Consider the following 13,614-nt stretch of genomic DNA (forward strand, 5'->3'; position numbering starts at 1 on the left):
CGGTCAGCGGCGCGCCGCGACCAGCCCGGCCAGATGATCGAACAGCGCCGCGCTGTTCCTCTCCCATGTGAAGTTCGCCACGGTCGAGCGGACGACAGCCGAATCGGGCTTTCCGGCCAGCATCTCTGCGATCCCGGAGGCAAAGGCCTCCGCCGTGCGATCGACGATCCGGCCGGCCTCGGCGCGCATCACCAACTCCCGCGCGCCGCCGACATCGGTGATAACGATCGGCGTACCGCAAGCCAGGGCCTCGACCCAGACATTGGCGAGCCCCTCAGACGCCGACGCCAATGCCATGACGTCCGCCGCCGACAGCAGCGCCGGCAACGCGGCATGGGGCAAGGCACCGAGCAGGCGGACCCGATCCTGCAAGCCAGCGCTCGCGATCCGGCTCGCGAGCCGGTCTCGCTCAGGCCCCTGCCCCGCGATCACCAGGGTGACACCCGGCAAGGCGGTCATGGCTTCGATCAACAGCTCATGCCCCTTCAGCGGGATGAGGTTGCCGATGCTGACCACCAGAGGTCCGTCGATGCCGAGCGCGGCCTTCGCCTCCCCGCGCGGCATCGGCGCGAACAGGGTCTGGTCGACCCCGGTGGGATGGACGCGGATCCGCTCGCCCGGCAGGCCCAGCGCGATCATGTCGCTCCGCAAAGCACCCGATACGGCGAGCATCCCGTCCGCCGCCCGGCCCGCGCGGATGATCTGGTCCCGACAGCCCTTCTGACCGCTCCAGAAATGAATGTCGCTTCCGCGTGCCTTGATCGACACGGGCACCCCGAATCGCTGCCCGAGCGCCACTGCGGCGGGCCCGTCCGGGTAGAAGAACTCGGCATCGATCACATCGAAGGCGAAATCGCGCCGAATCCGCGCGAGCAGCGGCGCGACGGTCCGGCCAAGGCTCCACGGATTGATGCGTCCGCCCACGCCTGGAACGGTGGGGAAACGCGGCCGATAGACCTCGATCCCGTTCCGCATCTCGCGTTCGGGCAGGTCGAGCAGCGCGCGATAGGCCGGCAGCCAGCGTCCGGCACCGAAGGGCGGCACCGCAAAGGGCGCCACGACCTTGACCTCGACGTCGCTCCTCGACGCCAGCGCCAGCGTCTGGCGCTCGACGAACCCGCCGAAGCCCGGCCGCGCGGCGCTCGGGTAAAGGCTGGACAGGGTCAGGACACGCAGCATCGCCCCTTACTAGAGCGTTTTCCAGTCGGGTGGAATCACACGACGATTCAGAAAACGCGGCAAACGAAAGGGATAGAGCGGTTGATCTGACTCAGATCGGGAACCGCTCTAGCGTCTCGGCGCAGCGTTGCAGCCCTCCTTTGTCGCGGCCATTGCGGCGGCTGCGATTGCCCCCTAAAGAAGCCAGCCTATGCTGCGTAAAGTCCTCCGTCCGATCGCGTTGCTGGCAGCCGCCGCTTCCCTCATTCCGTTGGCCGGCTGCGCCACCGGCAAGAACAAGGGCGACACCAAATATGTCGCCCGCGATGTGGACACGCTCTACAACGCGGCGAAGGAACGGTTGGACCGGCACCAGTACAAGCTCGCTGCCGCGCTGTTCGACGAAGTCGAGCGCCAGCATCCCTATTCGGTCTGGGCGCGCCGCGCGCAGCTGATGAGCGCCTTTTCCTATTATCTGGCCAAGCAATACACGCCGGCGATCGCCTCGGCCCAGCGCTTTATCTCGATCCACCCCGGCAACCGCGACGCGCCTTATGCGCTCTACCTGATCTCAATGGCTTATTATGAGCAGATCCAGGACGTTACGCGCGACCAGAAGCTGACCCAGCAGGCGCTCGACGCGCTCAACGAACTGATCCGCCGCTACCCCGATTCGCGCTACGCCGCCGATGCCCGCGTGAAGGTCGACCTGGTGAAGGATCATCTCGCCGGCAAGGAAATGGAGATCGGCCGCTTCTACCAGCGCCGCGGCGACTGGCTGGCCTCGGTGATCCGTTTCCGTGCGGTCGTCGACCAATATGACACGACCAGCCACGCGCCCGAGGCGCTGATGCGGCTGACCGAAAGCTATCTGGAACTGGGCGTTCCTGCGGAAGCCGAGCGCACCGCCGCCGTGCTGGGCGCCAATTATCCCGGCAGCAAATGGTATGAGCACGCCTACAAGCTCGTGCAGAAGTCGGCGAAAGAGGGCTGAAGCCCCCGCCCCGCCGCCGGGTCGTCAGGACGCCCGGCGGATAGCCGCAGTGGCGGCATCATCATTTCGTTAACCACCTCTCCCGTATGACGAATTCGCCGGATTTCTCCGGTTTCGAATGTTCGGGATTTCGCTGATTCGATGACGCGCGCAGCATCCAGCCTCTCCGGTGACGAAGTCGCCGCGCTGATGGACGAGCTCGGCGACATCTCCTTCGATCAGAAGGAGGTCGCGCCGCCGTCCAGGGTGAGCCAGATGCGCGACGTCGAGCCTTATCGCCTCGGCCAGCGCAAGGACCGCCCGGCGGCCCATCTGGTCCATCTCGAGCGAATGAACGAGCGCGTCGCCCGGCGCCTGCGCGACGTGATCGAACCGATCGCGCAGACCCGCGCCCGCGTCGAAGCCAACCCGCTCGAAACCCGCCGTTTCGACGAATGGCAGCGCAACCAGGCCGATTATATGAGCCTGAGCCTGTTCCGCATCCGCCCCGGCAAGGGCATGATGATGATGGTGATGGAGCCCGGCTTCGTCACCAACATGGTCGATGCCTTCTATGGCGGTACCGGCAGCGGCCTTGCTACCAGGTCGGCCGAATTCACCCCTTCGGAGCAGCGCCTGCTCAAACGGATCGTCGCGGGCATCGTCGACGTGCTGACCAAGAGCTGGGGCGAGACCTATCCGCTCGATTTCGAGCTCTCGACCCACGAAACCAACGCCGCCTTCGTCAACATGGTCCGCGCAGACGAAGCCGTGGTGGTGCAGAGCTTCACGATCAAGCCCGGCCTCGCCAAGTCGACCCGCATCGAGATTCTCTACCCGCTGTCGATGCTGCAGCCGATCGAGGACGAAATCGCCGCCCGGGCCCAGGCCGGCCCCGCCGCCGACGACAGCGAGTGGCAGGACAAGCTGTTCTCCGCCCTCGAGAACGTCTCGCTGCCGGTCCGGTCGGTCCTGGCGCGCCCCGAAATCACCGTTGCCCAGCTGCTGGCCCTGAAGCCGGGCGACGTCATCCCCATCACCCTCTCGCAGACGGTCCCCCTGCTGGTCGGCAATCGGCGCTTCGCCGAAGGCACGATCGGCGAGCAGGACGGCCGCGCCGCGATGATGATCGAGACCATCAACAAGGAAAGCCTGAGATGAGCGATATGTCCGATGTTCCCGTCGTCCCCGGGAGCGCCGAGCTGTCGATGCCGGCCAACCTCCGCCTGCTTTCGGATATCCCGCTGCGCCTTTCGGTCGAGGTCGGCAGCACCTCGCTGCGGCTGGCCGAGCTGATGGAGCTGAACGCCGGCAGCGTGGTCGAGCTGGACCGCCAGGCGAACGAGCTGCTCGACATCATGGTCAACGGCACGCTCGTCGCGAAGGGCGAGGTAGTGACAGTGAACGGAAAGTTCGGGATAAGGGTCGTCGATGTTGTCGCCGCCGACGCGCGGCTCTCGGGAATCGAACGCCGACAATGATGCTGGATTACCTGTTGCGGTTGCTGCTGCTCGTCCCCCTGGTGGGCGGGCTGGCTTATGGTTCGCTGTGGCTGTGGAGGAAGCTCCAGCCCGGCATGGCGATCGGCAACAGGGAAAGGGCGCTCAAGGTGATCGACGCGATCCCGATGGGCGCGACCGGACGCCTCGCCGTGGTCGAATTCGCCAACCGCCACATCCTGATCTCCGTGTCGCGCGGGCGCATCGAGAAAATCGCCGAAGCGCCGGCCGATGGGGCTTTTGTTCTGCCGGACGATATTTAGGGCGTGGAGCCGTAATAAGCTGCTTTCGGATAAGGACTGGGTTCGAAGCGCTCATTCCGCTCAGGCTCCAGATTTTGGAAGGCTGTACCTTCGCCCGGTGAGAAACTCAGCGAAGAGCCGTCGAACTTGCGCAGTGCTGATCGACCGCTCTGGAGAAGGTGACAGGACGCTACGCCTTATGCGTTTCCAAACTGATCCAGCCGCGCGGCTCTCCTTCACCTCGCGGTCGCTATAATCAGTCGACATTTCGGCAGTGAATGACGTGAGCGTTAAGCAGCGACCTTTGCGAGTTGTGACGGCCCAGAGGTCATCATGTCGAACCGCTTTGATATAGTGTTTCGGCCCTCGGAACAGCATCGCGGCCTGTCCGGACGATAAAAGACACAAGCCTTCCAATGCTGCGTGGAGGTCGCTCTCTCGTTCGATAGGGAATTGTCGATCGCTGCCTAGAGCGAGGATTGCGGGTTGCACTTCAGGTTCAACAACGACGGCCATAGGCACAACATGTCACGCCGGCACGACTGTCGGCAACTCGGTCGCTAGCCGACAGGCTGCTTTCATGGGCCTACAGCTTGGGAAGTATCGGTGACGCGTATCGCCCCCAATCAGGCGCTCTCTTCCAGCCCGTTGGCATTGCGATGCAACGCCGCCAGCACGGTCGCCACGATCGAATCAGCGTCCAGCCCCGCCTCGGCATATTGCCGTTCGGGCTTGTCATGGTCCTGGAAGATGTCGGGCAGGCGCATGGTGCGCAGCTTCAGCCCGGCGTCGATCAGGCCCATGTCCGAGGCCAGTGTCAGGATATGGGCGCCGAAGCCACCGATCGCGCCTTCCTCGATCGTGATCGCCACCTCATGGGTGGTGAGCAGTTGCTGGACGAGCGCTTCGTCGAGCGGCTTGGCGAAGCGCAGGTCGGCGACCGTCGTCGACAGGCCGAGCGCTTCGAGCTGGTCGGCGGCCGTGAGCGCATCCGCCAGGCGCGTGCCGAGCGAAAGGATCGCCACCTTCTTGCCCTCGCGGACGATGCGACCCTTGCCGATCTCGAGCCGCTCGGGAACGGAAGGCACCCCCACGCCAGTGCCGTTGCCGCGCGGATAGCGCAGCGCGATCGGGCCGCTGTCGTGCAGCGCGGCGGTGTGGACCATATGGACCAGCTCGGCTTCGTCGGCCGCCGCCATCACAACCATGTTCGGAAGCGTCGCCAGATAGGTGACGTCGAAGCTGCCCGCATGGGTCGCGCCGTCGGCGCCGACGAGCCCCGCCCGGTCGATCGCGAAGCGCACCGGCAGATTCTGGATTGCGACGTCATGGACGATCTGATCGTAGGCGCGCTGCAGGAAGGTCGAATAGATCGCACAGAAGGGCCGGAAGCCCTGCGCGGCGAGGCCGGCGGCGAAGGTCACCGCATGCTGCTCGGCAATACCGACGTCGAAGCTGCGATCGGGGAAGGCCTTGGCGAATTTGTCCAGGCCGGTGCCCGACGGCATCGCCGCCGTGATCGCGCAGATCCGGTCGTCGCGCTTTGCCTCGGCGACCAGCGCATCGGCGAAGACGCCTGTGTAGCTGGGCGGGCCCGGGGGCGCCTTGTCCTGCACGCCCGACACCACGTCGAACTTCTGCACGCCATGATATTTGTCGGCCGCCGCCTCGGCCGGGCCATAGCCCTTACCCTTCTTGGTCACGACATGGATCAGGATCGGGCCGTGATCGCTGTCGCGGACATTTTCCAGAATCGGCAGCAGATGGTCGAGATTATGGCCGTCGACCGGGCCGACATAATAAAAGCCCAGTTCCTCGAACAGCGTCCCGCCGGTCGCCATCCCGCGCGCATATTCCTCGGACCGCTTGGCCAGTTCGTGGATCGGGCGCGGCAGGCGCTGCGCCAGCCGCTTGGCGAACTCGCGCATCGACAGGAAGGGACGCGAGGACACGATCTTGGCGAGATAGGCCGACAGCGCGCCCACGGGGGGCGCGATCGACATGTCGTTGTCGTTGAGGATGACGATCAGGCGGTTGCCCGCCTGCCGTGCATTGTTCATCGCCTCATAGGCCATGCCGGCCGACATCGCGCCGTCGCCGATCACCGCAATCGCACGGCCCGGCTGGCCCGCCAGCTTGTTCGCGACGGCGAAGCCCAGCGCAGCGGAGATAGAGGTGGAGCTGTGCGCCGCCCCGAACGGATCATATTCGCTCTCGCTGCGCTTGGTGAAGCCGGACAGGCCCCCGCCCTGGCGCAGCGTGCGGATACGGTCGCGACGACCGGTCAGGATCTTGTGCGGATAGGCCTGGTGGCCGACGTCCCAGATCAGGACATCCCTGGGCGTCTCGAACACATAATGGAGCGCCACGGTCAGTTCGACGACGCCGAGCCCGGCGCCGAGATGGCCACCGGTCACCGAAACGGTGGAGATCATTTCCTCGCGCAGTTCGTCGGCCACTTGCCGCAGATCGGCATGTTTGAGCCGGCGAAGGTCGGAAGGCGACGAGACGGTGTCGAGAAGCGGTGTTACGGGCCGATCGTTCATCCGCTTTGCTTTAGACCGAATATCCGGGGGTGCCTAGCCATAGTGTCCAATGGGACAGACAGTTGGGAAGCAGCACTTCAGGCGACGTCGCCCTCGGAGCAGGCGGCACAGCTGCCCCGCACCTCGATCACCGGACGCAGTCGCGTGAAACCCGCCTTCTCGGCTGCCTGCCGCACCGCGCCCGTCAGGCCGTCGTCGTCGACATGGCTGGCCTGCCCGCAGCTGTCGCAGACGAGGAAGATGCAGTCATGCTCGCAGTCGGGATGGGTGTTGGCGATATAGGCGTTGGCGCTCTCGACTCGCCGCGCGAGATTGGCGGCAACGAAGACGTCGAGGATCCGATAGACGCTGTTTGCCGCCACCCGGCGGCCCGTCACCTTGGAGACGGCCTCGGCAAGGTCATAAGCCGATGCCGGCTTGGTGGAACCGCTGAGCGCGGCAAAGATCTGCGCACGCATCGGCGTCCACTGTTCGCCAGCCCGCTCGAAAGCCCGCTTGGCGGCTTCCGCCAGCGATTCGCCTTCGTGATGCTCGTGATGATGCGCTGCGCCCATGCGGGGTCATGTAAGCCGCAGGGGCTGCCGCGACAAGCCTCGCCGCTTGTCAGGCGCCCCGGGGTGCGGCGCGGCGGTTGAGCAGATGAGCGATGGCGACGCAGCTGACGCCGGCCATGGTGAAACCCGCTTCCCACAGTCCGTGGGGGACGCTGAGGGCCGCTGCCATTTGGGCGATGCCCAGCGTGCCGAGCAGCATCGGCCCCCGGCGGCGATGCTGGACGAAGCCACGCCCGAGGCCGATGATCGCAAGGATCAGGGCCAGGACGAGGCCAGCCTCATGAATCGCCGGGTGCAGAAAGGCACCGCCGGCCGCTGCGAGCAGCGTTACGAAGATCACGCTGGCCGCGCAATGGACGAAACAGATTGCCGACAGGCCGATGGCCAGCCGGTCGAACAGGTCACGTCGGGGATTGGCGCGATTCAACAACATGTCTCCGCGGAGGCCATGCCACGTATGACCGCTCGTTACAACATATCATGTCCCAAAGGGCGTCTTTCAATCCCCCTGGCCGAGCTTCCCTTCGGCGAACAGGCGCCGAAGCGTGACCTTGTCGAGCTTGCCCGTCGCGGTGTGCGGCAGCGATTCGACGAAGACGACCCGCTCGGGCAGCCACCATTTCGCCACGCGGCTCTCGAGAAAGGCGCGCAATGCTGGCGCGTCGACCGTGCTGCCCGGTTTGCGAACCGCCACGACCAACGGACGCTCGCCCCATTTTGCGTCGGCGATGCCGATCGCGGCAGCCTCGACGACATCCTCATGGCCGGACGCCTGATTCTCTAGCTCGACCGAAGAGATCCACTCGCCCCCGGACTTGATCACGTCCTTGGTCCGATCGGTGATCTGCATATAGCCATAGCCGTCGATCGTCGCGAGATCACCCGTATCGAACCACCCCTCGGCGTCGAGCACATCGCTACCGGCCCGCTTGAAATAATCGCGGACCACCGCGCAGCCACGCACCATCAGCCGACCGGCGGACCGGCCATCGCGTGGCAGCTCGCGGCCCTCCTCGTCGACGGTGCGCATCGCGACGCCGTAGAAGCCCGCGCCCTGCTTGAGCTTCATCGCGCGCCGTTCCTCGACGCTCAACGTCTCCATACCGGGCTTCGTCGTGCCGAAGGACCCGATCGGGCTCATCTCGGTCATGCCCCAGGCGTGGAACACCTCGATCCCGAACTCCGCCTCGAAGGCCTCGATCATCCAGGCCGGGCAGGCCGCTCCGCCGACCACGACCCGCTCCAGCGCGGACGGCTTCCTGCCGCGACGACGCAATTCGTCGATCAGTCCAATCCACACCGTCGGGACGCCAGCGGTGCAGGTCACCGCCTCCTCCTCCAGCAGGTCGCACAGGCTGGCCCCGTCGAGCCTCGGGCCCGGCATCACCAGCTTCGCGCCGGTCATCGGCGCGGAGAAGGCGATCGACCAGGCATTGGCGTGGAACATCGGCACCACCGGCAGCACGCAGCTGGTCGCGCGGAAACCGAGTACGTCCGCGCCATGCGCCGTCAGCGAATGGAGGACGTTCGACCGGTGGGTGTAGATGACGCCCTTGGGTGCTCCCGTAGTGCCCGACGTGTAGCAGAGGCCGACCGGCGCCGTTTCCGGCACGTCGACCCAGCGAAAGCCAGCATCTCCATCGGCAACGAGATCTTCATAGCAGAGCGCATCCAGCCCCGTTTCCGGCATATGGGCGCGATCGGTCATGAGGATCAGCTGGCGACCGCGCAGGCATCGGTCGCGCAACCGTTCGAGCTGGGGCACGAAGCTCAGGTCGGCGAACAGCAGCCGGTCGTCGGCATCCTCGATGATCCAGGCGATCTGGTCGTCAGACAGGCGCGGGTTGATCGTGTGATAGATCGCCCCGGCCCCCGCAATTCCATACCAGAGTTCGAGATGGCGATGGGTGTTCCAGGCGAGCGTCGCCACGCGGTCGCCTATACCGACGCCCAGCCGCTCAAGCCCGGATGCCACCTGCCGCGCGCGTCCGGCGATCGTCGCATAATCGGTGCGGTGGATCGGCCCTTCGACCAGCCGGCTGACCACCTCGCGGCTGCCATGCTCGCGCTCCGCATGGTCGATGATCGACGAAACCAGCAGGGGCCAATCCTGCATGCCACCTTCCACCAAGGCTGCTCATCCTCTGTCTGCCTGCGGTCTGTGCCGCTGATGACAGGGTTCGACAATTGCGCCGCGCCCGCAAGTAACAAAAGATGGACGGGCTCAACCTCCCGCCTGCCGGAGTGCGGCGAGATCGGCAGGGTGGTTGATATTGGCGATGCCGTCCCACTGGATGCGGCCAGCGCCCACCCGGTCTGCCCAGGCGCGCACCGCATGCTTGCGATCCTCCGCGAGGAAGGCGTCGAGATCCGGCGCAAGGACCGTCGGCCAGCAACCGATGATGGGCAGCGTAGCGAGATAGAGCGGCCCGTCTGCTACCGCCAGCCGCTCGATCAGGCCGGCAGGCAGCTGCGGCGTGTCGCAGCCGACGCTGATCACCGCATCGAAACCCTCGGCCCGCCCATGATGGAGCGCCGCGCACAGACCGCCGAGCGGCCCCATGTCAGCCGCCGGACGATCAGGGAGGAACAGTCCCGCCTTCCCCGTCCGGCCACAGACAGCCACCCGATCGACCCAGGGCCGGAGCGCCTCGACCGCATGATCGATCAGCGCGACCCCGTGCAGGGCGGCGGCCGCCTTGTCCGATCCGAAGCGCTCCGATCGTCCTCCGGCGAGCACCGCGCCCAGCAACAGCCTGGTCATGCCAGCAGCATCGCGTCGCCACGCGCCAGAACGATCAGACGCAGGCCCGCCTGTTTCGCGCGGTCGATCGCCAGCCCCGTCGGGGCGGAAATCGCGACCAGCGTGGGGCACCCCGCCAGCACCGCCTTCTCGACCAGCTCGAACGAGCAGCGCGACGTAACGAGGGCGAAACCGCCGTCCCACCCCTGCCCTATCCGCGCCATCGCACCGATCAGCTTGTCGAGCGCATTGTGCCGACCGACATCCTCGCGCACCAGCCGGATATCCCCACCCGGCCCGCACAGGGCAGCCGCATGCATCGCCCCGGTCGCGCGGTTGAGCGGCTGGCAATCGCCCAGCGCCGCGACCGCGCGAAACAGCGCTGCGTCGGCGGGCGGCGGCCCGGCCTCGACCATCGGCAGCGGCCGCAACGCCTGTTCGAGATTCTCGATTCCGCACAGGCCGCAGGAGGATTCGGACAGGCGGTGCCGCACCCGATCGGCCACGCGCGGCCGGCACTCGGATGCGAGCGATGCGCGCAGAATGATGCCCCGGTCGACGTCATGCGGCGAAATCTCGGCGATCTGCTCGGGCCGGTCGATCAGCCGCTCGGCAAGACTGAAACCCAGCACGAGGTCGTCGAGATCGGCGGGCGTCGCCATCAACACCGCATAGCCAAGCCCATCATATTCGATCGCGACCGGCGTCTCTTCCGCCACGCGCCGCGAAATCGGCTCGCCCGGCGCCGAGGCCGTGATCCGCGTGAAGGCGCGCTCGCCCAGGGGCGGGATGCTGGTCATGACCGGACGTCGTCTCCGCCATCGTCACTGCCAATCGGGCAGCGCAATCGTCCTGACAGGCGGATGGAGGCTTGGGAAGGCCCGAGCCTGTGCGGGGCAGATGCCTCAGCGGCTGTGGAAGGCCGTCAGCGCCACCGGGCGCACGCCGATCACCCGGTCGAGCTTGACGACCGAATAGTCGACATCCTCGTCATCACGCTGGCTGCCGTCGGACCAGGGCGCGTGGATGTGGCGGATGCGCGCCGCGACGCGCAGGCTGCCATCGGGATTGTCGAGCTGAAACAGGCAGCTGGCCGGATCCAGCCCGGCCGCACCGGCCAGCGCGACACTGCCCTCGGTCACGACAGTGTCCGAACCGCCGACCACCCAGCCGATGGTCTCGACCAGCACGTCATGCGATCCCGCAGCCATGCAAACGAGCCGTCCGACCCCGGTCGCTTCGGCGTCGAGCGGCCGGATCGGCTGTTCCACGCTGATGACCGGCCGATAGGTCGGAACCATGGCGCGAACGCCACCCGAGGTCAGGCCTGCCGCAACGGTGGCGGCGGCCAGCAGACCGGTAACCGTATGAGCCAGCGGAGACGTTCGAGACATGGCGTTCGCGTCCTCGTCGTGGCGGTCGCGTCGGGGGGACATGAACGCCGTTGATGGTGCCCTCACCAGATAAGCCAACACATTGGAGGAGTTGCTAAAGAAGATGGTTTCTCAAAGGTTAAGTCCGCCATTCCCATTTCGCTGTGCCCGATTTTCCGGGATGAGGTCGATCGCTTGTGCCGAAGATCACCGTCAGGCGCGTTCGGCCGCTTCATGGAATGGCGGCGCTGGAAAGAGCGCCGTCAAACTTCTCTGGACAAGCGAGGTGCCGCAACGGCAAACCGCAGGAGAAGGCAGGGGTACGCAAGCGAGCGGTGGGGAGGCGGACGAGCGAATGACGACGGTCGTGACCGCAACTTTCCGATGACCGAGATGAAGCCCGTGGCGACCGCGCCGGGCTCGGCGGCGACGCCCCCCTCGGCACGGGCATTGTTCTGGCGGCTGGTCTGGCTCTACCAGGGCGGCTGCGCGGCGGCCATCGTCATCACGCTGGCGCTGGTGCTGTTCGGCCTCGAATTCAGCCTCGACCAATGGCTGATCATGATCGCGATGATGCCGATCGTCGTCGCCATCTACAATCTGTCGGACGTCTATCTGATCGTGCGCCATTACCGGCCGATCGGGGCGGCGCTCGAATATCTCGATCAGGGCCGCGCGCCGCCTCGCGACGTGACAGCGGCGGCGGTCGTGCGGGCGCTGAACCTGCCCTTCTACTCCTTCATGCGGGTCACCTTCCTGCACGGCCCGCTCGTCACGGTCATGGTCTGCATCGTGCTGCCGGCCGCCAATCTGATCGTCGATGCCGGCTATGAGACGTGGCAGATCACCGTGTTCGCGGCGACCACCCTGTTCTTCGCTTCACCGACCCATGCCATCTTCGAATATTTCGGCGTCAGCCGGGCGGTCGTACCGACCATCGTGCGCCTGTCCGAGGTGCTCGAAGGCGGCCTGCCTCCTGAATATCAGGCCCGCCTCATCTCGATCCGCCTGAAGAGCAAGCTGCTCTACCTGACGATCTTCGTCGCTGCCCTGCCGCTGGTCTTTTTCGCCGCGTCGATCATCTTCAAGGTCCAGCGGATGTTCGTGCTGGAGGGCATCGACCCGACCGCCGAAATGATGATGCCGCTCTATATCTGGATCGTCGGCGTGGTGTGCATCTGCATGCTGGGCGGCGTGATGATGGCGCTGCTTACCGCCCGCGAAGTCTCCCGATCGGCCAGCCGCCTGATCGACGAGATGCGGATGGTAGAGCGCGGCGATCTGGAGCGGGTCCGGCTGCAGGTGGTCTCGACCGACGAATATGCCGACATCTTCCGCGGCTTCCAGCACATGGTCGAGGCGCTACGCGAAGAACAGTTGATTCTCGAGGTCAGCAACGACCTCGCGGGCGAACTGAAGCTCGAAATCCTGATCGCGCGTATCATGCGGACGACCGCCGAACTGCTCAACGCAGAGCGGTCGACCCTGTTCGTCTATGACAAGAAGACCGACGAACTCTTCTCCTTGTTCGCCGAGGGCGACCATGTCCGCGAGATCCGAATTCCCGCGAACCGGGGCATAGCCGGCGCCGTCTTCACCAGCGGCCTCGCAGAGAATATCGCCGATCCCTATGCCGACCCACGCTTCAATCCCGATGTCGACAAGGCGACCGGCTTCGTCACCCGCTCCATTCTCTGCCAGCCGATCTTCGACAAACATGGCGGGCGGATCGGCGTCACCCAGATCTTGAACAAGCGCGATGCCGCCGCCTTCACCGCAAAGGACGAGGCGCGGCTGCGCGCCTTCTCCGCGCAGATCGCCGTCTGCCTGGAGAATGCCAGGCTGTTCGACGACGTGCTCTACATGAAGAATTACAACGAGAGCATCCTCAAGAGCACCTCGAACGCGGTGATCACCTTCGACGACGAGGGGCGGATCGTTACCAGCAACGAAGCGGCGCGGCAGCTGATGGGCGCCCCCGACGGCCTGATCGGCGTACCGGCCCGAACAGCCTTCTCCGGCGCCAATGAATGGATCGCCGAGCGGCTGGAGCGGACCGATCGCGACCGCGAGGCCTATCTCGCGGTCGATGCCGAACTCGTCGGCGCCGACGGGCGCGCCTCGTCGATCAACCTCACCGCAGCCCCTCTGGTCGATGCCAATGACGCGGTGATCGGATCGATGCTGGTGATGGAAGACATCACCACCGAAAAGCGCGTTCGCTCGACCATGGCGCGCTATATGTCGAAGGAGGTCGCCGACCAGTTGCTCGAAGCCGGCGAGAGCGAATTGTCGGGTAAAGACCAGACCGTCTCGATCCTGTTCTCCGACGTGCGCGGCTTCACCACGATCGCCGAGCGGATCGGCGCGCGCGACACGGTGACGATGCTCAACAGCTATTTCACCGAGATGGTCGACGTCATCTTCGCCAACAAGGGCATTCTCGACAAATATATCGGCGATGCGATCATGGCGCTGTTCGGTGCCCCCTTCGCCGGTGCCAATGACGCCGACAACGCCCTGGCC

The 13,614-nt window shown here is 65.6% G+C and carries 13 protein-coding genes; 5 read left to right on the forward strand and 8 right to left on the reverse strand.

Features of this window, described 5'->3' with window-relative positions:
• Positions 1–3: 3 nt before the first annotated feature.
• Positions 4–1,179 carry a glycosyltransferase gene (locus tag KAY22_RS06810; RefSeq protein WP_296621493.1) on the reverse strand — a complete coding sequence of 392 codons (1,176 nt, stop codon included), beginning with the start codon at positions 1,177–1,179 and terminating at the stop codon, positions 4–6.
• Between the two features lie 190 nt (positions 1,180–1,369).
• Between KAY22_RS06810 and KAY22_RS06815 the strand changes: the two genes are divergently transcribed.
• The 4 genes from KAY22_RS06815 (at position 1,370) to KAY22_RS06830 (ending at position 3,893) form a co-directional block, all read left to right on the forward strand.
• Positions 1,370–2,152 (forward strand): outer membrane protein assembly factor BamD, encoded by a 783-nt coding sequence (locus tag KAY22_RS06815; protein WP_296621495.1) that lies wholly within the window; start codon positions 1,370–1,372, stop codon positions 2,150–2,152.
• Positions 2,153–2,293: 141 nt separating this feature from the next.
• Positions 2,294–3,292, forward strand: coding sequence for a FliM/FliN family flagellar motor switch protein (locus KAY22_RS06820; RefSeq protein WP_296621498.1), 999 nt, complete (start codon positions 2,294–2,296; stop codon positions 3,290–3,292).
• Entirely contained in the window at positions 3,289–3,612 is a 324-nt protein-coding gene (fliN, locus tag KAY22_RS06825) for a flagellar motor switch protein FliN (protein ID WP_296621500.1), read from the forward strand. The genes KAY22_RS06820 and fliN overlap by 4 nt, the downstream gene beginning before the upstream one ends.
• A complete protein-coding gene (locus KAY22_RS06830) occupies positions 3,609–3,893 on the forward strand; it encodes a flagellar biosynthetic protein FliO (RefSeq protein ID WP_296621502.1) in 285 nt (94 codons plus the stop codon). Before fliN ends, KAY22_RS06830 begins: the two co-directional genes overlap by 4 nt.
• A 605-nt stretch (positions 3,894–4,498) precedes the next feature.
• On the opposite strand, the gene dxs is transcribed toward KAY22_RS06830, so the two are convergent.
• The 7 genes from dxs to KAY22_RS06865 form a co-directional block, all read right to left on the reverse strand.
• On the reverse strand, positions 4,499–6,418 hold the full coding sequence (gene dxs / locus KAY22_RS06835) for a 1-deoxy-D-xylulose-5-phosphate synthase (protein ID WP_296621504.1): 1,920 nt from the start codon (positions 6,416–6,418) through the stop codon (positions 4,499–4,501).
• 77 nt (positions 6,419–6,495) lie between these two features.
• Positions 6,496–6,972 carry a transcriptional repressor gene (locus tag KAY22_RS06840; protein WP_296621507.1) on the reverse strand — a complete coding sequence of 159 codons (477 nt, stop codon included), beginning with the start codon at positions 6,970–6,972 and terminating at the stop codon, positions 6,496–6,498.
• Between the two features lie 49 nt (positions 6,973–7,021).
• On the reverse strand, positions 7,022–7,405 hold the full coding sequence (locus KAY22_RS06845; protein ID WP_296621509.1) for a MerC domain-containing protein: 384 nt from the start codon (positions 7,403–7,405) through the stop codon (positions 7,022–7,024).
• 66 nt (positions 7,406–7,471) lie between these two features.
• A complete protein-coding gene (locus tag KAY22_RS06850; protein ID WP_296621512.1) occupies positions 7,472–9,088 on the reverse strand; it encodes a long-chain fatty acid--CoA ligase in 1,617 nt (538 codons plus the stop codon).
• Positions 9,089–9,196: 108 nt separating this feature from the next.
• Entirely contained in the window at positions 9,197–9,736 is a 540-nt protein-coding gene (locus KAY22_RS06855; RefSeq protein ID WP_296621513.1) for a molybdenum cofactor guanylyltransferase, read from the reverse strand.
• Positions 9,733–10,515: a formate dehydrogenase accessory sulfurtransferase FdhD gene (gene fdhD / locus KAY22_RS06860; protein WP_296621515.1), complete on the reverse strand. Its 783-nt coding sequence runs from the start codon at positions 10,513–10,515 to the stop codon at positions 9,733–9,735. The genes KAY22_RS06855 and fdhD overlap by 4 nt, the downstream gene beginning before the upstream one ends.
• 105 nt (positions 10,516–10,620) lie before the next feature.
• Positions 10,621–11,109, reverse strand: coding sequence for a hypothetical protein (locus KAY22_RS06865; protein WP_296621517.1), 489 nt, complete (start codon positions 11,107–11,109; stop codon positions 10,621–10,623).
• 363 nt (positions 11,110–11,472) lie between these two features.
• Here KAY22_RS06865 and KAY22_RS06870 point away from each other — a divergent pair.
• The coding region (locus KAY22_RS06870; protein ID WP_296621519.1) for a GAF domain-containing protein at positions 11,473–13,614 on the forward strand (2,142 nt) is incomplete at its 3' end.

Origin of the sequence: Rhizorhabdus sp., assembly GCF_018006725.1 — a bacterium.
Lineage (GTDB): Bacteria > Pseudomonadota > Alphaproteobacteria > Sphingomonadales > Sphingomonadaceae > Rhizorhabdus.

Coding starts and splice junctions, on each gene's coding strand:
- KAY22_RS06845 (WP_296621509.1), bottom strand. CDS start 7,405: ATGTTGTTGAATCGCGCCAATCCCCGACGTGACCTGTTCGACCGGCTG.
- dxs (WP_296621504.1), bottom strand. CDS start 6,418: ATGAACGATCGGCCCGTAACACCGCTTCTCGACACCGTCTCGTCGCCT.
- KAY22_RS06865 (WP_296621517.1), bottom strand. CDS start 11,109: ATGTCTCGAACGTCTCCGCTGGCTCATACGGTTACCGGTCTGCTGGCC.
- KAY22_RS06815 (WP_296621495.1), top strand. CDS start 1,370: ATGCTGCGTAAAGTCCTCCGTCCGATCGCGTTGCTGGCAGCCGCCGCT.
- KAY22_RS06830 (WP_296621502.1), top strand. CDS start 3,609: ATGATGCTGGATTACCTGTTGCGGTTGCTGCTGCTCGTCCCCCTGGTG.
- KAY22_RS06850 (WP_296621512.1), bottom strand. CDS start 9,088: ATGCAGGATTGGCCCCTGCTGGTTTCGTCGATCATCGACCATGCGGAG.
- KAY22_RS06810 (WP_296621493.1), bottom strand. CDS start 1,179: ATGCTGCGTGTCCTGACCCTGTCCAGCCTTTACCCGAGCGCCGCGCGG.
- fliN (WP_296621500.1), top strand. CDS start 3,289: ATGAGCGATATGTCCGATGTTCCCGTCGTCCCCGGGAGCGCCGAGCTG.
- KAY22_RS06820 (WP_296621498.1), top strand. CDS start 2,294: ATGACGCGCGCAGCATCCAGCCTCTCCGGTGACGAAGTCGCCGCGCTG.
- fdhD (WP_296621515.1), bottom strand. CDS start 10,515: ATGACCAGCATCCCGCCCCTGGGCGAGCGCGCCTTCACGCGGATCACG.
- KAY22_RS06855 (WP_296621513.1), bottom strand. CDS start 9,736: ATGACCAGGCTGTTGCTGGGCGCGGTGCTCGCCGGAGGACGATCGGAG.
- KAY22_RS06840 (WP_296621507.1), bottom strand. CDS start 6,972: ATGGGCGCAGCGCATCATCACGAGCATCACGAAGGCGAATCGCTGGCG.